Source organism: Reticulibacter mediterranei (assembly GCF_016587455.1).
In genome coordinates this window covers 792,639-818,675 of sequence record NZ_BNJK01000002.1, presented here as the reverse complement: position 1 = coordinate 818,675, position 26,037 = coordinate 792,639, and the positions used below count along the sequence as shown (strand labels likewise).

Sequence of the window (26,037 nt, the reverse complement as noted above, 5' to 3'; positions counted from 1 at the left end):
ATCACTTAATTACATTAGCCAACGCCGATAGGAAACGATTCAGTTTAGGTTCTTCCTTTTCATAGCGTTCTTTCGTTTTATAGACAGTGACCATTTCTTTCGTCTCTCGATTTCTCCGATTAGCTTCCACGATTAAGCCTCTCTCTCCTAAATTATCTATAATTGTGCTAACCTCTTCGGGAGCAATCTCTGACTCTCTTGAAATACTAGGCAAGGTTCGCCAAGAATAAGTACGGTTCTCCAACGCGGCATACACCTTTCGGGTTGCCTCTGGTTCAGTAAGTTGTATTCCACCTTCTTTTTGCACTATTCCCTCACCTCCTCTATCTTCCCTTCGTTCATATTGGACATATTCTATCATATCTGCAATAGTCATAGCTTGTTGGTACTTTTGTGCCATAAGAGATCGTGTTATGAGACTGCTCGGATCAGGTTTATAGACACCAAGAAATTCGTTGTTGGGTGTGAGACGATACACAGTCACTTGAAGCTTTAATAGTTCATCGCTCTTTGTTCCTACTGGAGGCTTAATAAGAAGGGGATATTTCCACACACGTTTAGACTCCCATGTTTCGTCAGGAATGTATTTCGCCTCATCGTAGATTTTTCTTAAAATCGGATCGTTCTCAACATATTCAAGAAAAAGCGTGGATAGTCTTTTGTTGTCTGGACTCAACCGCTTGAAAACAGGTATCTTTTTTCGGAAAAATTCATTATTCTTTTCTTTGGGAATACGGCTGCGATTTTTACTGAAGATGTCAAAAGCGGTAAAACCAAAAAGATCGCTTAGTTCTCGTACTTCCCAGAACCATTGAGCGAGGAGATTAGCAGCGATAATACGCCCGAAAGGTGTGAGGAGCCAAACTGGATAAGGGCTTGCAAGATAGGTTTCTGATTGGGAAGCTGTTACCTCATCTGGTTCCCCAAAAGACAAGTCATCAGGTGGTAAATTTGTATGCTGACTCATGCCCTTAACCTTTCTTATTCAAAATTTCTACTTGCACTTGTTGACTAAAAATGGTGAATACAACTAAAAAGTATAACATAATCTCGCTATCAAATCAATTAATTTATTTGTTTTTATTTGAGTGCTACCGGGTTATGTTTTGGAAAATAGCCAGAGCTTTAAATGTAAGAGTAAAAGACCTTGTTTACGTATGGCTGCCAACTGTCTCACTGGTATACTTGCAGCACTGGTTTTCTGTTTAGTGTTTACTCTACGTTCGACAGGGCTTCTGTTTACTACACTGCACCATATATGGTGTCTCCGTGTTGGTAGAAGCCCCCTTTTTACCTCATTCACCATCTCTCTGTTTCATTTGCAGAGGAAGCATCGTTATAGCCTCGTTTGTAGCCCTTTTTATATGCAATACTCCAGCCAATTGTAATAACGATGAAAAATATAATGAGAAGATCAGCTATAATCCAGGCAAAAAGGGGAATCACATCTTGCACAGATTTTAAAGAGGAGGTAGTTTGTGTCAACAACGTGGAAACGAGTGTGCTTAAAATGAATAATAGCAGTATTAATTTCCCCGCACCTTTTAGCAAGGTATTCCCTCGTTTTCCTGTTGCATCTATACTTTCGGGTTGTTGTAGTTGTAGCTCCTGAAGGTAAACGCCTCTTACCTGTACTTTGTATGTTGAACGGGTATAGAGCGTACCAATAACAGCACAAAGTATTGCGATGATATTAAGAGCAAATGTACTCCAGGTAATGACTGCAAGAGTTTGAGTATCCATAGCGTATCTCCCTTTGAAATGAAAGACCACACCTCAGTAAAGAAGACGCACGCGAGAGAGGGATTTCAAACTTTGCATATTACTATTGGATCTTGGATCAGGAACGGCAGTTTACCTATAACATGAACCAATAAAAAAGGGAGGGACCATATTTCCCTCCCGAAATAAGACCTACTCTTTTCTGTCCGTTTTTCTCTTACTTAAAAAATCCTCATAGTCTTCTTTGCTTATTCTATAATCTCGCGCAGATAAACGAACAGCGATCAGTTTTTTCTCTCTGATCCATGTATACACTGTTTCTATGTGGACTTGCAGATCCTCTGCGATCTGCTTTGGTGTGAGGAAGTCTGAGTCAGCCAAGAGCGCACCCCGATCAGTTTTGACTTATTATAGGTCTAGTTTACTTCAAGCGTCAATGACTTTCTTCTTCTGTGTTTCGTTGGAATTGGCTAGTTTTACCCAATTTTAATAGGTTACTCTTGTATATAATAAATTTAGCTTCATTTTCGCTTGACAAGACTGTGTTTGACTGGGTATTCTGTAGTTGTCTGTAGTCTCCATTGAGAAAGGAGGTGGTGAAGGACACAAACCGTCACATTTTCTGGCACATTGGCTCTTGAGCGTGGGGGATTAGCTCAGGAGCCACCCCTTATTACGGGAGAGAGGAGTCTATCTTGCATACGCAAACGCAGAATGCATCATCTGATGCTCCTACATTTCCAGTCTTTTACTATCACACTTTAGCGCGGCCATTTTGTAGCAATCAAAACTGCCAGTGTCAGAAAGGAAGACTAAAAGCACTCGCCTATCTTGAGGCGGTAGATCGAGGGGATCTGCAACTTAGCTCAGTAAAGGGGGATGTATGCCACCACTTAAAGAGCAAATAGCGGTGCATGTTCCTCCTCGTGCCAGTCGCACTCCAGCGTTTGAAAACCAACCGCCAGCTTCACCACATCGGGGAGGGCATTACGCAGGTATTCACCCAGAGGATCAGCCATACCAAACCCGACAACCAAAAAAGCCAGCTTCACCAGCGTATGATGATATACCTGATGAACCTCGAACGCCCTCAAGTGTCAGACGCTATCCGGTAACAACTGCGCCGAAACAACGATTTAGACTCAATATCGGAGCGTTTGTACTGCTGGCTTTAGGAACGGTATTGTTGGCGGTCGTGTTTGCGCTAGCGATTGTTGAAATCATTTCGCCAGCGCTGCAAAACTGGCATGATACCCAGACCTACGGCTATCCGCGAACCACACATGCCAGGACAATAGCTGGACATGGTGATCCCGCGCATCCCTATTCAGACTACATTGGCGTCAATCTCAAATGTAGTTTGTATGTCGTGGAGCTGGGTGAGAGTGGGCCAGGAAAGCAAGTACCACATCTCTACTACATCGCTCACTTTGTCGGACCAAACTGTGATCTCATCGCTATTACTTCGATCACGTTTGCTGATGAAAATGGTGATGGCAAAGTAGATATGCTAATCGTTGCCAACAATACGCTGTACATCCTCTATAACGATGGCACAACATTCCGGCAGTCCAGCAAATAAGAAAGGGCGGGGGCAACCCTGCTCTTTTTTCGCACCAAAGGGGAGAGGAGTTATGAGTACTGATAACCTCAAAGATCAGATTGACCGAATTTTGGCAGATATTGATAGCAATGCACCGTCACCAGAAGAGGTAGATATAGTCCTGGCAACACAGACGGTCTCGCTTGTAGGAAAGAAACCACCACAACAGCCAGAACCAGAAGAACAACCAGTAGTTGATCTGGAAAAGAAGCGTATTATTCCTGTGAAGTGGCTTCTCCCTATCGGAATAATTACGTTGCTTCTCACCTTGTCATTTGCCATTGTTATTCTTCCACTGCTGCATGAGTCCGCGACACTTTTTATTAGCCCAGATCGACGAACAATAACAACGTCTGGTGAGATCACATTGCCAGCCAGGGAGATACTGACGAAATCGCTGTCGCTATCGGAACAGATCAATACAACTGGTACTGCCCATCAAAACGCGACAAAAGCAGCCGGTTTCGTGACATTTTATAATGCCCTGCAATCACCGCAACTTGTTCCGGCAGGAACATTATTGCTTAGTGCCAATAATATCCATGTTGTCACCGATCAAGCCGCATATATTCCGGCTGGCAACCTTGCCACAAATGGACAGATAACGGTTTCAGCACACACTGTTACTGTTGGATCAACCGGCAATATTCCTACAGGAGCTATCAATGGTCAGTGTTGTCGGGAAAATGTGTTTGTTCGCAACAGTCAATTTACTGGCGGCCAGGACGCGAGAGAGTATAAAACTGCTAGTGAGGAAGATATCAAAACAGCAGTTGCAGATATAACCTCATTGATAACCACGCAGATCACCACTGAAGCAAAGAAAAAACTGGCCCTGCAAGAAGCAATGTTATCACCGCAATGTCAGAACAAGACAACCAGTAACCCAAAGCCTGGAGTTGAAGCAGCACAGATTACCGTTAGTCTTGCTAGCGCCTGTACCGTATTTGCGTATAATCGTGCCGATCTGACTACTCAGGAACAAGCACTGCTTACAAAAGCTATCAATGACCAATTAGGAAGTGGGTATCAGCTTGTTGGAGAGTTGCAAGAAACCATTGATAAAATCGCTGCAAACAACAAGCAACTCCACATATCGCTCACACTCACTGGAGATTGTTTGTATCACTTCACCGATCAAGAAATCAAAAATATCCAGCAACAAGCAGCAGGAAAAAACCGCGACCAGGCAACACAACTACTGTTGCAACTACGGGGAGTTCACACGGTAGGTATCCAGATCGGAAACGGCAGAACAACGATCCCAACCAACCTGAACACTATTACCGTCAGTGTATATGAAAAATAGGAGAAAGGATCAGCAATGAAGGGGGCAACCATCGCTGATATGCAGTTTCTCAACAACTTCAAGCATTGTGTCCAGGAAATCACAACATTGCTTGATGAAAGATGAATTATAGTTTTATGATCTGCTGCCTGACGATTTGACCATTGTATCTGTGTTCGATCAAGCGCACGAATAAACAGGAAACCTCGTAAAGCATGTTTGTCGTGCAGTGTGAACGTTTGTTTTGGATTGTTAAATCAATGAGTTTGCTGGTATACTTAGAGGAAAGAAAATAATAACGGGAGAAAGAGGGTTGCACCCCTTCGTTTCTCCCTAACGCTAGGACCGTCACACCGATCACTAGCCCCTATCCACAGTATACCATTTTTAGGTGTACCTGAAAATGGTATAAAGATGGGTTTATCGAGCTATTTTTGGTGTGCTGTGTCCAGCAGAAAGGGCATAGTCACACATATGCTAGCTACACCAATTTCTTCTCCTCTAGGGATGCCTCGCGCTTTTGACAGGATCTTTCAAGTTTTTTGTTGGAATGCTTTTGTTCTTATTGCTTTCTCCTGGTAGCGAAAGGGACAAATGCATTATGTTGCCACCAGAAGATTATGAAATAGCATGTCGTCTGTTTTGCCGCATACTCAAACGTTTAGAGGAAAGAGAAAGAAGAAATGGCTCGAAAAATTCTTCCAACACCACCGGAACCGGAACGACACTACCACTCGTGGAAACAGGAACTTTTGACAGACCTCTCTTGTCAGGTGTACCCTCGTGTGAGTACCCCAGAACAGAAGAAAAATGTTTCAGCAGAGATGCAACAGGATAAGAGCTTTGCCATACTCTGTGGCTGGACTGAAGAAATGATTATCATGGATGCTGATGACTTAGGGTTATCAGGTCAGCTCAAAATGGAAGACCGTCCAGCGTTTGTAAAAATGCTTCGCCGTATTGCTGATGGGACTATTAAAACAGTCATCGCAGCACAAGTAGATAGATTGTTCCGTGACCGATGGGGAGCAGAATATAGCAAGTTCATGGAGATTTGCTACACCTACGGAGTGAAGGTAGTTACCCCTAATCCCTGGCGAACTGGCATTGAATTTATCTACGACTTTTCTATCCCCTGGCATGTGGATAAATTCCGCCGAAAATGTGAAGAAGCCTGGAGCTACCTTGAGAATCACGTCTATGGGCGTATGCTTGCGGCACAAAAAGAACTGGGAGAACGAGGGTTCTGGACTGGCGGCAGTATTGCGATTGGTTACACCATTGACCGCCGAGAAAAAGTCGATGGAAAAAGAAATCCAGATTACCGGAAGTATACCATCTACGAACCGCACGCTGAGGTAGTCCGTTGGCTCTTTCAGAGGTTTCGAGAATTAAACGGACGTATGAATGACCTTATGCGTGAAATAGAGCGTCGTCCGATACTTTTTAAAGCGTTCGACTCAAACATTGATGCCGAACTGTATACCTGTTATGCGAATACGAAAGTATATGCTGAAGATGGAGAGACCATTATCGGGTATACAATTGCTTCGACCAGGGGTTTAGGCGGATTGCTGTCAAATCCCGCCTATGTCGGCTACTGGATTTATAACAATGTGGTTGTCTCAACAAACAATCACGATGCAATTGTTGATTACGGCGTCTTCCTGTACGCGTTTAATCGGCTCTCTGCCACAAACTTAGATGCCACGCCAAATACCGCATTTCTCGAAAAGAAACAACGGTACGTCAAAAAGCATAAGGCAGATAAACCAGCACTTCTAAAAAACCACATCGAGGCAGCAGATGAGCAGTTCACCATTTTTGCAGCCGATGTTCCGCTACTTGGTGAAAAGACCAAAGGGACAGCAGTTGTATTCTATGGTCTATACCCCCGAAAATCCGGTGTGCGTCCTGGGTCGAAATATATGATACCTGCGCCTGATATCGACGGATTTTTCCTTGAGCGATTCATTGAACGATTACAGCAAGCAGAGGGCTTTGATAACTTCCTCGATATGGAAAAAGCAGAACAGGAAGCACAGCTAAAGCTTCGGCAAGATATTGAACGGGATATCAAAGCGGCTGAAGCACAAATGGCAAAAATTGAAGCGCAGGCTGAGGTAGGAGGACTAACAGACTCAGATTTGCAAGCGAAGGCCAACGCCAGATATATAAAGCTCAAAGAGGATGTCATTCGACTCCGAGAGCGATTACGAGAACTTACTGGCAATAAACCTGAATCTGAGAAACGACTTTCCTATAAACAGATGATGCGGGCAGCAGGCGATTGTTGGGATGAAGTTATTCTTCCCGAAGAGATACCTCTGATGATAGATGCATTTGTCAAGATGGTTATTATCGAACTGCTTTCCCCACGCTTTTATACTATGACTATTCATTGGAAAGATCCAGATTGGGGTATTGATGGAGCACTTTGTTACCGACATGGCAACCCGTCACTGCGTTGGAGCAAAGAAGAAGATGAGCTTTTAGAAAAGCATTATCCAACAACTCCAAAGGAAGAGTTATTACAACTCATTCCAGGGAGAACCATTTTTGCGATGAGGCATAGAGCTTCAACAAAGGGGATTGCCCGATTGTTATACGAACCAGATATCCCTACGGAAGTTTCCTGGAACGAGTGGCAGCTTATGCAGGAGAAACAATTAACAGTAGACCAAATAAAGGCAATGCGGCATGAGACAAGAGAAAAACCGCACTGGACAAAGGAAGAAGACGACATTTTACGCAAGTATTATCCAGTGGCATCGCGCAAAGATCTGCTGCAAGCTATGCCCCACAGGAACTATAAGAACATGATTTATCGGGCAAGGAGGTTAGGATTAAGCAGAAATATCTATGAGGAGGAGGGACTATCCACGCGGTTTTCACAGCAAGATACTCAAGTTATAGAAGAATATAAACTAGAAGTAGAATTATTGCAGGGTGTGCAGACAGGAAAATTGATGCAGTGGTCAACGCGACCACGATTCTCTACGGAACTGCCTGGTGCGACACGACGTTATTAGCACAGATGAGCAGCCACAATCAGAATTTGGAGCGGCAGGACGGGATTCGTCGCCACTTTGCCTTTGATTGGACGACGCTGGCAGCAATCAACCCGCATTATCGCCGCTTCGTGCAGGGAGAGATCGAGCGGTTGGGTGAGGATCACCTCTCGATTCGTACGCAATATCGCCTGCTGCCCATCAGCGGCGCTGGCTATCTGCTCAACGATCTGCAACGCTATCTTCTGCGAGGCTCGCATACGTGGCTGAATGAGCCTTCCGACGATTATTATATTGCGGGAATGGATATCGGTGGCGAGGAAGAGCGTGCCTCAAGCATAGAGCAGTCCGCAACGGCGAGCAAGCGGGACTCGACAGTTATCACGATTGGGCGTGTGTGCTATAACGAACTTGATCTGCCGGGCATCGAGGTTGTGCATCAGTGCTGGTTTACGGGCATGAAATATCTCGACCAGTATGCTGCAACCTGCGAGATGATGCAGCGCTGGAATATTCGCCAGTTGGTTGTTGATCGTACAGGTCTGGGCGATGGGCTGGCCTCTCTGCTGCGAGAAAAGTTTGGCGAGGAACGCGTCACCGGCTTTCGCTTTACACGACCGAGCAAATCAGCGCTAACCTTCCAATTTTTAGGTATGGTGAACTCTGGTCGCCTCAAGATCTACGCCCCCGATCTGGTCCCTTCTTCTATTTATGAGGAATGCTGGCAGCAACTCACCCACGCCCGTTATAGCATTCCCGGCGAAGGCCTGATGAACATGTACTGCGATGCCAGCAACAACATGCACGACGATTTCTTATGCAGCCTTGCCCTCTGCTGCGAGGCCATCCACGAAACCTGCGCCCCCATCCAACCTGCATCAATCATTCGCCCTAGAAGACTATATGAAGATGGGAGATTTTAGTCAGCTCGATCACCTAAAGAGAACAACCGCGAAAGATGATGAGTTTTTACAACCAAACCCGGTAATGTATTTCGTAGTGGAGCGATTTATCGCGTGGGGCAGCATCCCAGGCACCTCCACCAACGCGATAAATCGCTCCACTACGAAATAGGTTCCGCTTTTGAAAGGAAATTTTCATAATCTTCAATATGGTGTTTCGCTCTTGATCCAATTTTGACCCACTTGACAAACCTAGCTAAGCTAGATTATTCTTGGAGGGAGCAAAAGATAACTAGCTTAGCTAGGTTTGTCAAGTTAACTCTCTTGCTGCACAGACGAATGAAAGGTATCTGCTTTATGTCTTTACTGTTTGGCGTCTCTCTCCCCCAGGGTTGGATTATGGATCTGGCTAGCATTAAAGATCCCGTTGAAGCCTACGAAGCGATGACGCGAGTTGCGCAAACAGCCGACGAACTGGGCTTTACATCCGCCTGGTTAGTCGATCATTTTCACACGGCTCCCCAACCGTCTCAGGAGGTGACATTTGAGTGTTGGACCACGACGGCAGCTCTGGCCCGAGACACAAAAAGGATTCGTATTGGTCAGAAGGTTACTTGCAATGGATATCGCAACCCGGCATTGCTGGCAAAAATGGCAAGTACCGTCGATGTCCTCTCGCATGGTCGCCTCAATTTCGGCATCGGCGCTGGCTGGTACGAGCACGAATACCGCGCCTATGGCTACGACTATCCGGCCGCTCCTGAACGCCTGCGCATGCTCCGTGAAGCGGTTCAGATTATCCACGCGATGTGGACGCAAGAAGAGGCCACCTTTGAAGGAAAATACTACCAGATTAAAGGAGCCATCAACCAGCCTAAAGGCGTCCAAACGCCGCACATCCCTCTCTTAATCGGTGGGAGTGGCGAAAAAGTCACCCTCAAGCTGGTCGCGCAATATGGCGATGCCTGCAATGTCGATGGCTCAATTGATGAGATCAAGCACAAGTTTGAAGTGTTACAGGGTCACTGTGCCACTGTAGGGCGCGACTACGCAAGCATCCGCCGCACCGCTATAGCAATGTGCGCGATTGCCGAGACAGATGAACAGGCGCTGGCTCAAATGCCCCCGGCCATACTCGACCGCCTGGGTGAGCGGGTGAATGAAGCATTGATCGGCAGCCCCGCGACCATCCGCAAACGCCTGAAGGCTCTGGAAGAGGCAGGCATCCAGGAACTTATCATTAACTTCGCCAACGTACTCGCACTGGAGCCACTGCGTATCTTCGCTCACGAATTTTTTGCCTGACAACATCATTGAAACACAGATCCCAGTTGGTACGCGGCCAATCCCGCTCTCGTACCGACCGGGATATTTGCCTCTTCTATCTAACTGGTGCCGTTTGAGTGTTTTTGAGCAAAATGTGTACGCAAGCCGTCCAGAAACAGAGACAATCCTGTTTCAAACTGTGTGGAAGCCCAGGCCGATGAGTAAAGTGCAGGGGTGCGAAGAAAAGCAGCAACGTTGGGAAAGTGTTCTTCATCAAAAGAAAGTCTCAATGCAGACCGATGTTGCTCGTCCTCGTCAGATGCGAGCGAAAAGGGATGGGCCTGTATTTCAAAGACATTGCCCAGAACATAGTTCTGAAGCGTTATAACTCCTATAGCGGCCTCGTTCCCATCAAAGCCTGCATGCCGCAGCACATTCAGTACCCATTCAAAGCCCTCGAAGAACGCGCTCCGCGACGGATCGGCTTCTGCCACGATTCGTGCCCCATCGCGGTGTGCAAGCATCATATCGCGTAACCGGCGAGCATATATGGTCAGCCAATCAGCCCAATCCTGATCAGGCTCTGGCTCGTGAAGTTCAGCAAAGAAATCGGCCAGTATCAGTTCGGCCATGCAGTTAAGTAGTTCCTGCTTGTTCTTAAAGTGCCAGTACAACGACGGGTTTTGAATATTTAAGTACGCAGCAAGGCGACGTATGGTCAAACCATCCAATCCAACCTCATCCACTAAACGCAGAGCGGCACGTGCCACCGTTTCACGTTGTAACGGCATTCCCAGTCTCCTTCAAGCGCGCGTCACACCAGATATTCCTCATGAGCGTATACTTATCAGTGTAAAGAAAGTGATGCGCGAAGCTTGTCTACTGATACAAATGGGCTTTAGCCCGCCACAAACTGCGGGGTTTGAACCCCGGCAGTCAGGCGGTTTTTTCCGGCTTGAGTCACTTGTCTTTGGAGTGAGAACGAACGGTGTAGCGTTCAATATCCTCCCGACAATAGAGTTTCGTTCGTCCATCAATAGCAATGGAGCGGATTTTCCCACTGTGGGAGAGCAAGCGGACATAATCAGCAGACACGCGATGGCCACTATTTTGGCTGAGAATGGAAGCAGCATCACGGCCATTTATCCAGTCGTCAAAGTGGGAAGACATGATGATACCTCTTTCTTTCCTCTATTCTAATACGCTAGCAGATACTTCGTCAAGAAAACACTTGACGAAGTATCTGCTAGCGTATAAACAGGGATGGCACCCGCAGCAAGGCTATACGCCGGGTGCATCTCTGGTCCGTTGTCCAGCCTGCCAGATGCGGGGTCATGCGGATCGTAACGCTTCCATCGTCATCGGACAGCGGCTCTTCGCCAGATATCGCCAACCAGTCAAACAGGAAAAGCCTCAAGCTCGTCGGGTACGTTCCGGCAGGGTCGTGAAAGCGATAGGTGTGGCCGTCTCCCAGGACGCCCAACGTTGCAAAGGACCATCTATCCTTGCGACAAGGCATGGAGACCGTTACGAGCATGGCACCGCTCAGGCGGGATCGCTCTGGATGGATGAGCGCCCGTTATCTTTGCCTACCCAACTACGTCTCTTCAACGAGTAGTCTCTACGAGACGCGAACTCGAAGAGGCGCGTACAGAGGTGAGGAAGAAGCTGCGGGGATGTATTCCCTGCGGAGTGTCACTGTATGAGAGAGCTGCTCATGTGTCAAGAGATATAATTGATGAGATATACCAAATAGCATTGACGTTTCTCAAGATATTTTTCCATGTTGTATTTGGCATTTTGTTTGTTGGCAAACGACGCCATGGGACTATTTTTCTCGCATAATTTTTGGTTTCAGAGGAACCGATGCCGCTGGAGGGGAGACGCCTGGCGAGGCGTCTCCCCTCCAACTCAGGGCAGAGGCTTGCGCAGGGCTATTGAAACACACCTGTTGTCACTCAACGGCCCGTCATGTTGAGCATGCGCTCGGGAAGCCGAGCCCCTTGCACTGTGATCTTTGATGCGGCCCGTTCGATCTCGCCGATGTCGTCGGCGGTCAACTCAACGTCGGCTGCTCCCATGTTCTCCTCCAGGCGGGAGAGCTTGCGGGTGCCTGGGATGGGAATAATCCAGGGTTTCTGGGCCAGCAGCCAGGCAAGTGCGATTTGTGCAGGCGTCGTCTGCTTCTGCGAGGCTATTCTGCCCAGGAGATCAACCAGGGCCTGATTGGCCGCTCGTGCCTCTGGGGTAAAGCGCGGGTACGTGTTTCTGATGTCGGAGGGATCGAAGGTCGTCGTGGTGGCAATCTTTCCTGTGAGGAAGCCGCTGCCAAGCGGGCTAAACGCCACAAAACCGATGCCCCGTTCCTCGCATGTCGGCAGCACCTCCGCTTCGGGATCTCTCGTCCACAGGGAGTATTCGCTCTGGACTGCCGTGAGCGGTTGAACGGCGTGTGCTCGTCGAATCGTTTGGGCAGAAGCTTCCGAAAGGCCAAAGTGCTTCACCTTCCCAGCCTTGATCAGCTCCTTCACCGTTCCGGCTACGTCTTCAATGGGCACCTCCGGGTCCACACGGTGCTGAAAGTACAGATCAATGGTTTCGACTCTGAGCCGTTTGAGCGACCCCTCGACGACGTGCCTGATATGCTCTGGTTTACTCGAAAGGCTCAATCGCTCCCTGTTAGGACCAAAGTGCCATCCGAATTTGGTGGCGATCACCACTTGTCCGCGATAGGGAGCAAGTGCTTCGCCCACCAGTTCTTCGTTCACATACGGGCCATACGATTCAGCGGTATCAAACAACGTGATGCCCCGTTCGGCTGCCGACCGGATGAGTGCGATCATCTCCTGCTTGTCGGATGCCGGACCGTAGGCGTGGCTCATGCCCATACAGCCGAGTCCAAGAGCCGAAACTTCCAGGTGACTTGTTCCAAGTGTGCGCTTCTTCATTGTTGAATCCTTTCTTTGAGTTGCCAGCCAGAGTTAATAGCGCTGAGCGTCGTTCGTCGGCACGATGTCAAAGGGTTTGCTTGGGATTCCATTGACGGTTGCGCCTGCATGCGCGTAATTGGGTGACCGATTGGCGTTGAACTCGGCAGGGAAATTCAGAACTGGCCTGGACGCGGCATTCAGCGTGGCGATCTGCTCAGGGGTCAGGTGCACGTCCAGAGCCTTCAGGTTGGCTTCAAGGTGCTCCATAGTCCTGGCCCCAATGATGGTCGAGGTGACACCTGGCTGGCTCTGCACCCAGGCCAGGGCGACAGTGGGCACAGCGGTATTGAGTTCCGATGCAATCTTCTGAAGTTGGTCGATGATGGTGTAGTCCCTGTCGGTGAGTTCGATGGACGTTCCCCGATGTCTTGGTGTCGTCTGATGGTTTTCGCGTGTGTACTTTCCTGAGAGTATGCCTCCCTTGAGCGGCCCCCACGGCAACACACCCAGACCGAGTTCCTGCGCCATGGGGATCAGCTCACCTTCCACCGTGCGCTGCAGCAGCGAATACTCGATCTGGAGCGCAATGAGAGGTGCCCACCCCCGGAACTGTGCGATCATCTGGGCCTGAGCAACCTTCCATGCCGGAGCATCAGAGAAACCTACGTAGCGAACCTTCCCGGTCCGTACAAGGTCTTCCAGGGCGCTCATCGTCTCTTCCACCGGAGTAAATCGATCCCAATTGTGCAGGTAGTAGAGATCAATGTAGTCCGTCTGGAGTCGACGAAGCGACTCCTCGCACTGAGCTATGATAGCTTTTCGGCTGGCTCCTCCCCCATTGGGGTCGGAAGCCCAGAGGTTGCAGAAGAACTTGGTTGCAATCACGACACGGTCTCTGCGGCCTTTATGCTGCGCGAAGAAGTCGCCGATGATCTTCTCGGAGTGGCCCCTGGTGTAAATGTTGGCGGTATCGATGAAGTTGCCGCCCTCCTGGAGATACCGCGAGATGATCGCTTCCGACGCCTTTACGCTAGAACCCCAGCCCAGGTCTTCTCCGAAGCTCATGCCGCCCAGACACAATGGGCTGACCCGCAATCCAGAGTGACCGAGCGTCACGTATGAGTTGAGTGACATAGGTGTCTCCTTTGCTGTTTGTTATTTCAACGCTTTGGCGATCTCCCGGTTCTCTTCAGCAATCCGCGCAGCCTGTTCCAGGTCGCCTTTCATCTGTGCATCCCAGTACGCCACCTTGCCGTTCAGATACCGTTGCCGGATTTGCAGCTTACGGATTTGCTCCGCGACTTGTTCAGCTTGCGCCAAAAACAACGCTTTTTGCTCCGCTGCTGCTGCGTCACCACGTTTTCGCTGCTGTAAGTACAGCCGCATGTCATCGAGAGAAAAGCCACTGGCACGCAGACACGAAAGTCTCTCCACTATCCGTACTGTCTCCGCACGATAGCGTCGATGACCGCTGCTCCTGTCACGCGGAATCGGCTCGATGAGCCCGACCTTCTCGTAGTAGCGCAGCGTATATTCGCTCATGCCGCACAGACCAGCCATTTGCTTAATAGTTAATGTTGCTTCTGTTTGTGCTATGGAAATATCACTTATCATGTTCCTGATGCGCTTTCACTTGATCTTATCGGGGTGTATGCTAGCTATCTTTCCGTCTTTCGGCTGTTTCCAGCCGCTTTCTCGATCCGCTTGAGGATACTGAAGCCAGTATAAAATACTTCGAGCGCTCTAAGTCAAGAGGCTTTCAGACGTTTTGGGCCTTCTCCTGCGGATTCCGTATTACCGAGCATACATAAGCCATGATGTTTCTCAGGATATTTTTCTAGAGGATTGTTTCAGGTAGCCTCGCGAAGCGATATCATTTGATGAATGGCACTGTTTCTGTTTCTCGCTATAACTTGGGTCTGGCACACTTTATGTGAAAAACGTCAAGCATGAGGGTCAGGCATATTTCTTCCGCTTTGCCTCCATCTTGCGACCATTCTGTTTAAAGGTTAAACCTGTCACCTCTTGCTGATTTTCTCGCATAAACACGACTTCGGCATCTATACCGCGTTTTCGTTGAGACAGATCTTCTTCGCTATGCCTATCGCGCGATAACTGACGACGCCTGTAGAGCGCCAACACTGCCAGGACAGCAACAAATATTGCTCCAAGCAGAAATAGCTCAGCATACTCTTTGAGAAAGGGCAGCCATGCCATAATTTTTCCTCATTTATGTTTCGTCTTCGATAAAATATTGCCCTTATTATACACTATAGCAGGTGCAATATATGTTCCATGTCATAGTACTCTGTCAAGCTTCAATCGGCATATGGAGCAGGAAGCACTCCCCTGCCGTACACGGTCCCATCCCGGAGGATTTCATGGATGCACCAACGATGAAGGTTGACAGAGTCGTAGTCGAGCGATTTATCGCGGGTGGAACAAGCACCCCGCGATAAATCGCTCGACTACGACATGGGGAAGAGTATTGATTAAGTTTTATCAAGAGCCGCGATCAGAGGCTATTTACCATTCAGTTGGGCCAGCACAGGGACGAAGTTTTCTAGTTGCCGTGGCTGAATTTGAAAATAGGAAAAGCCAAGCCGCTCGCGCTGCTCCTGGAGATACGCAACGGCCTGCTCTGTCGTCATTGGACGCGCCTCTACCGGTATACCTCCCTGCCTGATTGGTTCGGCGGGAACGGGGCCATCGGTCAATTCAATACCAAAGACATTCTGACAGAACTCTAGATGCTCAAATCGCTCTCCCGCCGCCTCGCGTATCCAGCCGATCTTCTCTTCTATACTGTCTCCCTGAAATGCGACCGGCATAATGATATCGGCCTCGCGCGCGGCAAGGGTGAGCATACGACGACCGCCGCTGCCGATCAGAATCGGAGGATGCGGCTGCTGCACAGGTCGGGGCAAGGGATGCAGGTCCGTCACCGTATAGTACTTGCCCGAGAAATCGACGGTTTCGCTGGTCAGGAACTTTTTGATGATGGCGAAACCCTCCATAAAGCGAGAAACACGGGTGCCTGCGCTATCAAAAGGGATGCCAAGCTGCTGGAAGTCGCGCGGCCAGTTGCCCGCACCCAACCCCAGTTCGACGCGCCCATCGGAGAGGCAATCCAGCGAGGCTATATCACGGGCAAGCAGGGCGGGATGGCGATAATCATTGACAAACACGAAGCTGCCGACACGCAGTTTTGTGGTAGCCGCCGCCGCCGCAGTGAGAGCGGGAATGATCGAAAGAGGCGTCCCCAATACATCTGGGAAGAACAGTGTTGAATAGCCCAGTTCCTCTACACGCTGGGCGAGAGCAACCCAGGCCGCACGCGATGTATGGCCACCAGCTACAACTCCAAAACGAAATGCTTTTTTCATCACAAAAACCTTCCTATACATGAAGTAGGCAAATAGAGCAGCCCCTTTGCTCTTTTCTTATACATTACTTGTTTTGTCGATAAGCGCTATACGTAGGAAGTAGTCGATATGTCGTTCGGCGAGGCGATACCCAAGCTCAACCTCTTCTTCGGTTGCCTGAGCATGCCAGTAGGAGATGCGGATGAGCGTGAGTGGTGCCAGGAATTCCCAGATGAGCAGTTCGGGTGGAAAATCTTTCCTGATCAACCCCTGTTCCATCCATTGCCGCACGATGGGGGTAAGCAAATCAAGGACAAGTTGCTTCGCGGGGCGCATAAGAGCCTCGCTTCCTCCCATGCCCTCGCGCAGCAGCAGGCTCAGAAACAACCGCGCTTGCGGCTCATTCCAGCGCGCAATGACGCGTTGAGCCATGTCGCGCAACACAACCTCGGGACGGCTTCGGGCAATAGTAGATGAGTCGGACGCGAGTAACTCATCGACAACGGCGGCAGGAGGGCCAAATCGCGCAAAAATGGCCGGGCACAGCGCCTCTTTGCCCTCGAAATGGGCGTAGATGGCACTCTCTTTAATGCCCACAGCCTGAGCAATCTGACGTAAAGAGGTGCCAGCAATCCCCTGCCGCGCAAACAGTTCAATCGCGGCATCGAGAATGCGTTCGCGAGTATTGCGGTCCTCATGCTTTGGTGGTCGTCCAAGACGAGTTGGTCGTTTGTTGATCTCCATACACATTATATTAATGAACGATCATTAATTTGTCAAGTAAGTGCCCCTACAGATCGAAGCACACGAATAATCTATTGTAAATTATATACGCATATATAACTTTATTACTTGCAAAATTCGACTATCTGCCCCAAACTTATGTAGAGGAGCGTTCATTTTAACACTCATATTGTTTTTTGGCCTCTCGTCTGCCCGAAAAGGGCTGGTAAAAGGCCGAGAAGAGGAGGATAATTCTATGCAGCAACAGCACAAGCCTGTTGACAGACGATCTCGTATAGCTATTTGGAGCAGCCTATTTCTTGTCGCACTTATAATGCTGCTCCCTGGAGGACTCTCTGTGGTCAATGCAGCCACTACCCCGGCCCAATTTAACGCTTTCTGGCAACAGGACAGCGTCGCGGCCTTCTCGCACTGGACGTTGAACGGTGTCACACTCAACACCAGCACGAGCAATCTACAGTTGATGCCCAGCAAAACGGCGCTAACCTGTTCAGCAAACGACATTGACGGCGGCAAGGCCAGTTATAACGCCAGTGCAGATCTATGTGCGGGGCACGATCCGCTGGCAGCGGGAAGCTACAATGAGCTAAGCTACTACAATGGCGGCAGCTTCTACTTCGGAACGGCAACATCGCCAATCGTCACGCCTGCCCATCCGATCAACTCGATTATCGCTTCGTGGAAAGCCGCCACGCCCGCTGGCACCTGGCTTGAAATCCACCTGCGCACGCAACAGAGCGGCACCTGGACGCACTGGTACAAGCTGCCAATCTGGGCCAGCACATTCGATCCAGTCCATCGCCACAGCATCGACGGGCAATCAGATGCGGGAGGCAGCATCAATACCGACACCTACACAACCGGTGCGCAGAATGCCACAGCCTATCAGGTTGCGGTGACGCTTTTCACGACCACGCCTTCGGTCAGCCCGACGATACGCCGTATTGCCGCGATTGCCTCTTATAATAATGCACAAAATGTGCAAAAGGTTGCGCCCGATAAGTCGGTGTGGGGGAAGAATCTGGCGGTGCCGCAGCGGTCGCAGATGTTGCCTGAATATCAAGGGCAAGGCTACGGCGGTGGTGGTGAAGTCTGGTGTAGCCCGACCTCAACGAGCATGGTCATGGCCTATTGGAGCAACGTCCTCAAGCAGCCGGTACTCACTCAAACGGTTCCTCACGCGGCGCGAGGCACGTATGACTTCACCTATCAGGGAACTGGAAACTGGCCGTTCAACACTGCCTATGCCGGGAGCTACGGCCTGCACGCTTTTGTCACGCGCATGTACTCTCTGAGCCAGATCGAGCAATGGGTCAAAGTGGGCGTGCCCCTCGTCATCAGCATCGCTTATGGCAGTGGACAACTGCCCGGCTCACCGATTCCAAGCTCTACTGGACACCTGCTGGTGGTGCGCGGCTTCGCGGCCAATGGCGATGTAATTGCGAACGATCCAGCAGCGGCCAGCGACGCACAGGTACAGATCACGTATCCGCGCGCCACCTTCGAGTCGCTATGGCAACGCGCCTCAAACGGGGCGGTATACGTCATCTATCCCGAAGGCTGGCAGACGCCCACAACAAACGCACTGGGCAGCTGGTAAGCGTTTAGAGGCAGTTGCGTTCCCGCCAGTCGCGCAAAATACGCGCATCGATAGAGAAGGCGAGCGTCGGCAGTTCCGCGAGCGGAAACAAGGCCAGCTCGCTGATCTCTTCTGAGGGTGGCAACAGCGTTGTCTCCTCTGGTGCGGTCAGCAGATCGGCCTGATAGACAATCAGTACGTTCGGGTCGCCACGCGAGCTATAGATGCCGATGAGTGGCCCTATCTGAACGGTCAGACCGGTCTCTTCGCGCACTTCGCGTGCTGCGGCCTCTTCGACCGGCTCACCTCGATCCACATAGCCGCCAAAGAAGCTCCACAAGCCCTTTCCTGGATCATGATTGCGTTTGCCCAGCAACAATTTGCCATCATGATGGATCACCACAATAACCACCACCTTTGGATCAAGATAGTGGACAAACTGGCATTGCGGGCAGACCTGACGCGGTGCCATATCGATCACCCGCTCCACCAGCGGCGTTGCGCAGGTCGGACAATAGCGAAAAGTTGTATCGATCAATGTTTGTTCTTCCTAATATAATGTAATGGTTTGCTCCATTATATCTTATTAGTAGTTGCAATGATCGACATGAAAGATTTAAGATAACGGGAGAAATATCTGGAGAGGTATCACGATAGCATACAGTGATAAAGCGCTGAACTACTACTTCTCTCTTCAGCCAGACAGGGCTTTCCAGTTCTCCGCTCAAAGGGGTGCAGGGGTCTCCCTGCCGGGGCCTGGGGCGTCCCCAGTTTCCTTCCCTCCTTCGCGCGCCGCCTGCGGCGGCGCGCGAAAGAGAAGAAAAAAGTTTTTTGCGGGGACACCCCGCACCCCGGCAAAGGGCTGCCGCCCTCTGCACTCCTGCTAGATGGGAGAATTGGAAAGCCCTGTTCAGCCAGACTCTTTTGATGTGCTGGAGCAATTCGATCTTCAACAACACGAAATATGGATTGACACCTACAGCAGTAAATATGTGTTGTCGTGGGAATACCTTCGCTATCGTGTCACTGACCATGAAGAGAGGACGCTGTCCTTCTATAGTCAAGGCTTTGAAGCACAACTTGTAGAAGAAAAACGTCCGCCAGCCCCATAAAACTATTCTCCATGTTGTTTCGCTATTTCACCACTCGTAAGTAATTCCAGAATCAGATCTAGCTTTTTCTCCAACCCATCGCATCGTTGTTCGAGTGAGCAAAAATAGTTCTTGATCCCTTTATTGTCCCGCTCCTGCTGCTCTACAAGAGCATCCAATGAGTGAAGATGAGTATCGACACTATAGAGGCGGGTATCCATTCTACTCAGGTGTCCGTCAAGCCTGTTGAGACGGGTATCTGTGCTGTTGAGGCGAGTGGAGATCCTATCCAGTTGAGTATCCAGGCCATTGAGACGCACATTCACGTTGCCAAGCTGCTTATGAGTGTTTTTACCCTGGCTCTTGATCTCCTGAATCTCCGCTTCCAGGCCGAAGACGACGCTCCGCATCATCGTTAGAGAGCGATTGCTGTCGTCGATTTTACTGATAACCTCTTGCTTCATCGCTGCGTCATCGCTTGCTAATCCGTCAGTGTGCTTATTATGTGTTGTCATATAACACTCTCCAGCCTATACTCCACCATTTTGAGATATTTATTCCCTCTTAGCTGTGAAAACGTCCGCCATAATTGGTGCATCCACGAAATCTTCGGGGTGGACCCGAAGATGGGAGGGGCCAACCTCACTTTATTCGCCGAATACACCAATTATGTGCGTTCCTTTCTATATGATACTGATGACTCCAAATACAACGATGTTCCCTTTACTTCATAATATGACAGAGGATGTCAGGTATTTGCTCTATAATTGAGGAATGCAATATCACAGTTTTCAATTACAAAAAAAGGAATATTTTTATGCAATCAAAGTTTATTCCGTGCGAACAGGCAAGTTTGTTGTGGACATGGTGGAAAGGCGATCTACTTCCTGATACCTCTTTCGTAGTTACTTTAGATACACTTTTTTGGATTCATTCTTTCACAAAGTTGCAGTATACTATAGGCATTACGAGAGGAGCAAAAGCTCTCATCATTCTATAACAGAGATTGGGCTATAGCTATTTAGAGATGTTTTGTCAGAGCCAGGAGTAGAAAGCCAGGTATCGGCTATGAGTACACCACAACATCGTCTCGACAGATACGAACTACAACAACGCCTGGGCTATGGAGGCATGGCGGAGGTGTGGAAGGCATTTGATACCCAACTTCACCGTTATGTCGCGATCAAATTGCTCCATGCTGATCTGCAAAGTGATCCAGATTTTGTTGGACGCTTTGAGCGCGAGGCCCAGTTGATCGCCTCGCTACATCATCCTAATATCGTCCGTATTTACGACTTCCGCGTGACACAAAATCCCGAAACCGAAGAAACAACGGCATATATGGTTATGGAGTACGTGGTTGGGCAAACGCTGGCGCACTATCTGCAAGCAACTGCACGGGCGGGCAAATATCTCACGCCCGCTAACCTCGTGCAGCTTTTCACGCCCATTTGCCTTGCTATAGATTATGCGCACCAGCAACGGATGTTGCATCGAGACATCAAGCCGTCAAATATTTTGTTGGACAAACGAGACCTGGCCCGACTCCCAATAGGCGAGCCTATTCTATCCGATTTTGGTATCGCACGCCTGCTCAATACCTCCGCCCATACACATAGCGGCTGGTGGTTTGGTACTCCTCTCTATATGTCGCCAGAACAGGCGCTGGGAGCGGCGGGAAACGAACGTAGCGATATCTACTCCTTGAGCATCATTTTATACGAAGCATGTACCGGTACTACACCCTTTCGCGGCAACAGCCCGACAGCGATTATTATGCAGCACATCGACGCACCGCGTATCTCGCCCGCGCTGGTCAATCCAGAAATCTCACCAGCACTGGAGGAGGTGATTTTGCGCGGCATGGCTCGACGGCCCGAAGATCGCTATGACAGCGCCTCTGCCCTGGGAATAGCGTTAACGGAAGCCTTGAACGAGCCGGTTCCTACAGCGTTGCGTCAGACAGCGGAAACCTTTCTAGCGATGTCCGAACCAACCTCGCGTGGTCCTGTCTCCCTGTCAAACGTGTCGCAAGACCAAGCAGCGTCCGATCCTCTTGTTCCTCTGGTAGGGGCGGCAGCTCAACCATCGTCCGGGCCTATTTCCACGCCACCTCCGCTCAGCAACGTCGAGCTGCCGCAACAAACGCCGATCATCACATCTGGGAAAACTTTATCATCCATGCCGATCATTCCTCCTGGCGCGGCGGCACTACCCACATCGACCACCCCTGCTGGCACGCCGACCACATGGCCGCCCCCTGTACCGGCAATGCATCCAGTACATCTCCCAACAGGCTTGTCGCCAATGCCACCGTTCAACAGGTGGTCGCGTTCGCGTATTGTGATGAGTGTCCTGCTGATTCTTGCCAGCCTGGGCGCGCTGCTCTTCTTGCTTTTGCCGCATCTCGTCTCGCCACTACAGCCAGATGCCATTCCAGCCAATCAGCAGGTCGTCGGTCATGCTTTTTTCCTGAGCAGCGGTCAGCTTGATCCGATCAATAGCACAGGGATCAACGATGAGGTGCAGCTTGACCTTAACGGCATTCCAGCGCCGCCAGATGGAAAAATGTATTATGCCTGGTTGCTTGGCGATCAACTCCAGAACGAGGGTAGCATTACGGCACTGGGGCCGCTCACCGTCAATCATGGCACGAGCCACCTGTTGTATACAGGCAATGAGTCGCATACCAACTTGCTGGCCTCGCGGAGCCGTATTCTCGTGACGCAGGAGGATGCTAGCGCACCTCCATCGATCTATACACCCGATTATCAATCCTGGCTCTACTATGCCAAGCTGCCCCAGGCATCCAGTCCCGCCGACCAACTGCACTTTAGCATGCTCGATCACTTGCGCCACCTGCTCTCAGAATCGCCCGAACTCAAGCGGCGCAATCTGCATGGTGGGCTGGATATGTGGTTTTTGCGCAATACACAGAAAGTGTTGGAATGGTCAACGGCTGCCCGCGACGATTGGAGGCGCAATCCCGATCTTCAGCATCGACAGTTTATCCGCATTCTGGATTTTCTCGAAGGGAACGCATTTGTGCGAGCTGATGAGCCGCAAGCATGGCCCGTCGTAAGTGTTGACCCACACGATTCACAGATCGGGTTGGTCGGTCCGGCCCCTGATGGGAAAGATCCACCGGGCTATACCTTTGACGATGAGCCAGCACCGGGCTATGTCTATCTGATCTCCAGCCATCTGGCAGGCGCGGTCCTCTCGCCCGACGCCACAGCCGAACAGCGCGCGTTGGCCGCACGCATTCATACTGCTATCGATCAGACGCGCATGTGGTTGGAAAAAGCGCACCAGGATACCAAACAACTGGTAAACATGAATAAAGATCAACTTACGCAACCGCACGCGCTAGCACTACTCGACGATCTGGTCACGCAGGCCCAACAAGCCTATGCAGGTCAGACCGACCCGATTAGTGGGCAACAGATAAGCGGGGCCATCTGGATCTGCAACAACATTCAGCGCATGGCAAATTTTGAACTCAAGCCGTTTTCACATTTATGAGGCTTCACAAATGCTCAGGCTTTCGAATAACTGGGAAGGGGATTATTTCTTGACGACATGGTATCTGATATGAGTGACCGATGGTGTACCGCTTATTTCAACAGGTTCAAGTTGCAGATTGGGAACTCCCTCAAAGAGACGTGCTCCCTCCCCGATGGTGACGGGCACAATGTGGAGCAATAGCTCATCAATAAGCCCGGCTGCTAAGTATTGATTGATCGTATTTGCGCCGCCCATTATAGCAACATTTCTCTCAAGTGCCGCTTCCTTTGCGGCAGCGAGGGCGGCTTCAATCCCGTCTGTAATGAAGATGTATGTGGTGCCTCCCTCCATAGCAATAGGATCTCTCTGCTTATGAGACAAAACAAAGACAGGTGCATGGAAGGGGGGATTCTCTCCCCACTGCTCCCAGCCCCTCCAATCCTGGCTCTCTCGCTTTTCCTTTGGACCATACATGTTGCTGCCCATAATGCACGCACCTGCATCCGTCAATATATTCAATTCAGCCTGGTATTTTTCTCGCTCATCGAACATCCAGTTGTGGAGCAAATCTTCAGGGATGTCTCCAAAAGGGTTTTCAAAACTCTGGTTGGGTCCGGCAACGAAGGCATCTAATGACATCGTAATGCCGCAGATCACTTTGTTCATGCGATTTTCTCCTCTTGGTGATAATTTGAGTTCTCCCATTGCATCTCCTCCCGGAGAGCATCGGTATGGGTGCCTGTACTGGTGGAGTCACCAATACGCTTCTTCCACAGGATAGCATGGTGCATGGTCGTGGCACATCATCCTCTCTGGGTGATTGTCCCAGGTGATGCTCATTCATCGTAGACACCGCTCTCGTCATTCTCCTCGCGCCTCCGTATAACACAAATCACCTGTAAGAGGAAGTTTCAGGGGGAGGCTCCTTTCTCGCTATGATGAAATCCTTCTATGGATAGAGTATCCAACAATAACACTACACATGACCGCCAGCCAGCCATTTCATGCTGAATAGAAGAGTTAGATACGCAAAAAATGGTGAAATCATCCACTCTTTACTTATATTGCCACCTTTAAGCGCTTTGAAACATCTCATTATAGAAGAATATTGTATACTACGAAATAGCACAATCGCCTCTTGAGCAAAACAGAGCAGCCTATAGCTCTACTCACAGAGTGCGATCAAGCGCTTGACCTTATTTCCATCCAACCTGTATTTTTGTGAGAAAAGAAAGCGAAGGACTCTCTCATATATGCGCAAACAACTTGTGACGGGCATCATACCAATCTTGCTGCTGCTCTTTTCGCTGCTGCTCGCCGCCTGTGGTGGTTCCTCGACTCCTGGCACCTCCTCTACCAGTAACCAGGGACAGCCTGCACCAGCGAATAAGCAAGTATTTCGTTGGCCGACCGGGAATGCCGACTTCACCACGCTTGATCCCGGTCTGGCCCAATATGCCAACAGTATTATCGTTATCAATACGCTCTTCACCGGGCTGGTCGAGCTAAACACCACTGGCGAAATGATCCACGTTCTCGCCGCCTCGCACCAAATCTCGCCCGATGGCCTCACCTACACCTTCCCGTTGCGTGATGGATTGAAGTTTAGCGATGGCAGCCCGCTCACGGCGGATGATATCGTCTACAGCATCAACCGCACGCTTGATCCCGCGACCAAATCTGAAGTTTCGTATTATTTTAGCGCCATCAAGGACTACGATAAGTTCCAGAGCGGCAAGGTGAAGACGCTCATTGGCACCAGTTTGCTTGCTCCTGATCCCAAGACGGTGAAGATCATTCTTGGTCAGCCGACCGGTTACTTTCTCGCCGCCCTCACCTTCAGTTCATCATATGTGGTCAACAGAAAGTTGATCGAGAAATACGGCGATAAGTGGACCGATCACATGGCAGAAGGCGGCAGCAGCGGCCCCTTCCAGGTGCAAACATACTCGCACTCGCAGGGCATTACTGAGGTGCCGAACCCCAACTACGCTGGAGATAAACCAAAGTTGCAAAAGCTGGAGTTCTTGATCGGTGGCGACCAGGATGTCGAGTATAAGTCGTATCTCTCCGGCCAGTTCGAGTATGCCCACATCCCACCGATCAACTATCAGGAAGCGAGGGCGCGCAAAGATTTCCAATCGGCGCTGCAATTGCGCACATGGTTCATTACGTTCAACTATCTGACGCCGCCATTCGACAATATCAATATTCGCAAAGCGTTTGCCCTGGCGATCAACAAGGAGTTATTGAACAAGAGCGTACTCAGGAACGCGGCCCATCCCGTCAATCGCTTTGTACCAAGCGGGGCCATCGAAGGCTACAACAACGAGAATATCAAGGGACCAGACGGCACGACGAACCTGACCGGCAATCCCGATCTGGCGAAACAACTGCTGGCTCAGGGATTAAAGGAGAAGGGCTACAAGAGCGTGGCTGATCTGCCGCCAATCACTTATACTGATCGCAACCAGAAGCAGACCAACGACATCGCCACGTTCATCATTCAACAGTGGAAGGACGTGCTGGGTGTCAACGTCAAGCTCAATGTGCTGGAGATCGGCAAGTTTAACGAGGAGCTATCGAATTCTAGAAACAATCCAAAGGGGCTGCAAGTGTGGTATGCGGGCTGGGGCCAGGACTATCCCGATCCGCAGGACTGGCTCAGCGTCTTTTTGGGTAAGGGAGTCGATCAAAACGCCTATAACTATGGTCAGAATAACAGTTCAGTCGCCGCCGAACAGCAAGCTGTGCAGAAGCAGCTATTGCAGGCCGATGTGCTGGTGGACCAGAAGAAGCGCTATGATCTCTATCTCGATGCGGAACAGAAGGCCATCAACGATGTTACCTGGGTTCCTCTCTATCAGCCAAACCTTGACCGTCTGATCAGTCCTAAAGTGGGTGGCTTCCACGTGGCCCACTACGAAGCACCCTCCCCCGTCGAATGGGCCAGAGTCTACATTATCCAATAATTTTTATAAACAAACTCGGGAAAGTTTTCGTAGTTTCCCGATTTATCGGGAGGGGGC

At 49.9% G+C, this 26,037-nt stretch carries 23 protein-coding genes; 9 read left to right on the top strand and 14 right to left on the bottom strand.

Features of this window, described 5'->3' with window-relative positions:
• Position 1: 1 nt before the first annotated feature.
• From K3T83_RS41930 to K3T83_RS58180, 3 genes are all read right to left on the bottom strand, one after another.
• Positions 2–967, bottom strand: a complete 966-nt coding sequence (locus K3T83_RS41930; RefSeq protein ID WP_220209103.1) for a hypothetical protein — start codon at positions 965–967, stop codon at positions 2–4.
• Between the two features lie 332 nt (positions 968–1,299).
• Positions 1,300–1,743, bottom strand: a complete 444-nt coding sequence (locus K3T83_RS41925; RefSeq protein WP_220209102.1) for a hypothetical protein — start codon at positions 1,741–1,743, stop codon at positions 1,300–1,302.
• Between the two features lie 171 nt (positions 1,744–1,914).
• Positions 1,915–2,103 carry a helix-turn-helix domain-containing protein gene (locus K3T83_RS58180; RefSeq protein ID WP_220209101.1) on the bottom strand — a complete coding sequence of 63 codons (189 nt, stop codon included), beginning with the start codon at positions 2,101–2,103 and terminating at the stop codon, positions 1,915–1,917.
• Between the two features lie 502 nt (positions 2,104–2,605).
• On the opposite strand from K3T83_RS58180, the gene K3T83_RS41915 reads away from it, so the two are divergent.
• The 5 genes from K3T83_RS41915 (at position 2,606) to K3T83_RS41895 (ending at position 9,831) form a co-directional block, all read left to right on the top strand.
• Complete coding sequence (locus K3T83_RS41915; RefSeq protein WP_220209100.1) at positions 2,606–3,304, top strand: hypothetical protein; 699 nt, start codon at positions 2,606–2,608, stop codon at positions 3,302–3,304.
• A gap of 52 nt (positions 3,305–3,356) precedes the next feature.
• Entirely contained in the window at positions 3,357–4,634 is a 1,278-nt protein-coding gene (locus K3T83_RS41910) for a baseplate J/gp47 family protein (RefSeq protein ID WP_220209099.1), read from the top strand.
• 662 nt (positions 4,635–5,296) lie between these two features.
• Positions 5,297–7,645, top strand: coding sequence for a recombinase family protein (locus K3T83_RS41905; protein ID WP_220209098.1), 2,349 nt, complete (start codon positions 5,297–5,299; stop codon positions 7,643–7,645).
• The gene (locus K3T83_RS41900) at positions 7,588–8,547 is read left to right on the top strand and encodes a phage terminase large subunit family protein (protein ID WP_220209097.1); all 960 of its coding nucleotides are present in this window, start codon (positions 7,588–7,590) and stop codon (positions 8,545–8,547) included. The genes K3T83_RS41905 and K3T83_RS41900 overlap by 58 nt, the downstream gene beginning before the upstream one ends.
• 336 nt (positions 8,548–8,883) lie before the next feature.
• Positions 8,884–9,831, top strand: a complete 948-nt coding sequence (locus K3T83_RS41895) for an LLM class F420-dependent oxidoreductase (RefSeq protein WP_220209096.1) — start codon at positions 8,884–8,886, stop codon at positions 9,829–9,831.
• 80 nt (positions 9,832–9,911) lie between these two features.
• Here the strand turns inward: K3T83_RS41895 and K3T83_RS41890 are convergent, their stop codons facing one another.
• Complete coding sequence (locus K3T83_RS41890) at positions 9,912–10,583, bottom strand: TetR/AcrR family transcriptional regulator C-terminal domain-containing protein (RefSeq protein ID WP_220209095.1); 672 nt, start codon at positions 10,581–10,583, stop codon at positions 9,912–9,914.
• 169 nt (positions 10,584–10,752) lie between these two features.
• On the bottom strand, positions 10,753–10,962 hold the full coding sequence (locus K3T83_RS41885) for a hypothetical protein (RefSeq protein ID WP_220209094.1): 210 nt from the start codon (positions 10,960–10,962) through the stop codon (positions 10,753–10,755).
• On the opposite strand from K3T83_RS41885, the gene K3T83_RS41880 reads away from it, so the two are divergent.
• Positions 10,961–11,410, top strand: coding sequence for a transposase (locus K3T83_RS41880; protein WP_220209093.1), 450 nt, complete (start codon positions 10,961–10,963; stop codon positions 11,408–11,410). The two genes, K3T83_RS41885 and K3T83_RS41880, sit on opposite strands and share 2 nt — an antisense overlap.
• Positions 11,411–11,750: 340 nt before the next feature.
• Here K3T83_RS41880 and K3T83_RS41875 read toward each other — a convergent pair whose 3' ends face one another.
• The 6 genes from K3T83_RS41875 to K3T83_RS41850 all read right to left on the bottom strand — a co-directional run bounded on the left by K3T83_RS41875 (position 11,751) and on the right by K3T83_RS41850 (position 16,831).
• Entirely contained in the window at positions 11,751–12,740 is a 990-nt protein-coding gene (locus K3T83_RS41875) for an aldo/keto reductase (RefSeq protein WP_220209092.1), read from the bottom strand.
• Positions 12,741–12,773: 33 nt separating this feature from the next.
• On the bottom strand, positions 12,774–13,856 hold the full coding sequence (locus tag K3T83_RS41870; protein ID WP_220209091.1) for an aldo/keto reductase: 1,083 nt from the start codon (positions 13,854–13,856) through the stop codon (positions 12,774–12,776).
• Positions 13,857–13,877: 21 nt separating this feature from the next.
• Positions 13,878–14,336 (bottom strand): MerR family transcriptional regulator, encoded by a 459-nt coding sequence (locus tag K3T83_RS41865; protein WP_236065187.1) that lies wholly within the window; start codon positions 14,334–14,336, stop codon positions 13,878–13,880.
• 342 nt (positions 14,337–14,678) lie between these two features.
• Positions 14,679–14,939: a hypothetical protein gene (locus K3T83_RS41860; protein ID WP_220209090.1), complete on the bottom strand. Its 261-nt coding sequence runs from the start codon at positions 14,937–14,939 to the stop codon at positions 14,679–14,681.
• Between the two features lie 305 nt (positions 14,940–15,244).
• Positions 15,245–16,108 carry a TIGR03621 family F420-dependent LLM class oxidoreductase gene (locus K3T83_RS41855; protein WP_220209089.1) on the bottom strand — a complete coding sequence of 288 codons (864 nt, stop codon included), beginning with the start codon at positions 16,106–16,108 and terminating at the stop codon, positions 15,245–15,247.
• A gap of 57 nt (positions 16,109–16,165) precedes the next feature.
• On the bottom strand, positions 16,166–16,831 hold the full coding sequence (locus K3T83_RS41850) for a TetR/AcrR family transcriptional regulator (RefSeq protein WP_220209088.1): 666 nt from the start codon (positions 16,829–16,831) through the stop codon (positions 16,166–16,168).
• Positions 16,832–17,066: 235 nt separating this feature from the next.
• Between K3T83_RS41850 and K3T83_RS41845 the strand changes: the two genes are divergently transcribed.
• Positions 17,067–18,431 carry a C39 family peptidase gene (locus tag K3T83_RS41845; RefSeq protein ID WP_220209087.1) on the top strand — a complete coding sequence of 455 codons (1,365 nt, stop codon included), beginning with the start codon at positions 17,067–17,069 and terminating at the stop codon, positions 18,429–18,431.
• A 4-nt stretch (positions 18,432–18,435) separates the two neighbouring features.
• On the opposite strand, the gene K3T83_RS41840 is transcribed toward K3T83_RS41845, so the two are convergent.
• Positions 18,436–18,948 carry an NUDIX hydrolase gene (locus tag K3T83_RS41840; protein ID WP_220209086.1) on the bottom strand — a complete coding sequence of 171 codons (513 nt, stop codon included), beginning with the start codon at positions 18,946–18,948 and terminating at the stop codon, positions 18,436–18,438.
• Between the two features lie 576 nt (positions 18,949–19,524).
• Complete coding sequence (locus K3T83_RS41835; protein WP_220209085.1) at positions 19,525–20,016, bottom strand: DUF1664 domain-containing protein; 492 nt, start codon at positions 20,014–20,016, stop codon at positions 19,525–19,527.
• Between the two features lie 553 nt (positions 20,017–20,569).
• On the opposite strand from K3T83_RS41835, the gene K3T83_RS41830 reads away from it, so the two are divergent.
• Entirely contained in the window at positions 20,570–23,026 is a 2,457-nt protein-coding gene (locus K3T83_RS41830) for a serine/threonine-protein kinase (protein WP_220209084.1), read from the top strand.
• 42 nt (positions 23,027–23,068) lie between these two features.
• Here the strand turns inward: K3T83_RS41830 and K3T83_RS41825 are convergent, their stop codons facing one another.
• The gene (locus K3T83_RS41825; RefSeq protein WP_220209083.1) at positions 23,069–23,674 is read right to left on the bottom strand and encodes a dihydrofolate reductase family protein; all 606 of its coding nucleotides are present in this window, start codon (positions 23,672–23,674) and stop codon (positions 23,069–23,071) included.
• Between the two features lie 587 nt (positions 23,675–24,261).
• On the opposite strand from K3T83_RS41825, the gene K3T83_RS41820 reads away from it, so the two are divergent.
• Positions 24,262–25,980 (top strand): peptide ABC transporter substrate-binding protein, encoded by a 1,719-nt coding sequence (locus K3T83_RS41820; protein WP_220209082.1) that lies wholly within the window; start codon positions 24,262–24,264, stop codon positions 25,978–25,980.
• Positions 25,981–26,037: the final 57 nt, after the last annotated feature.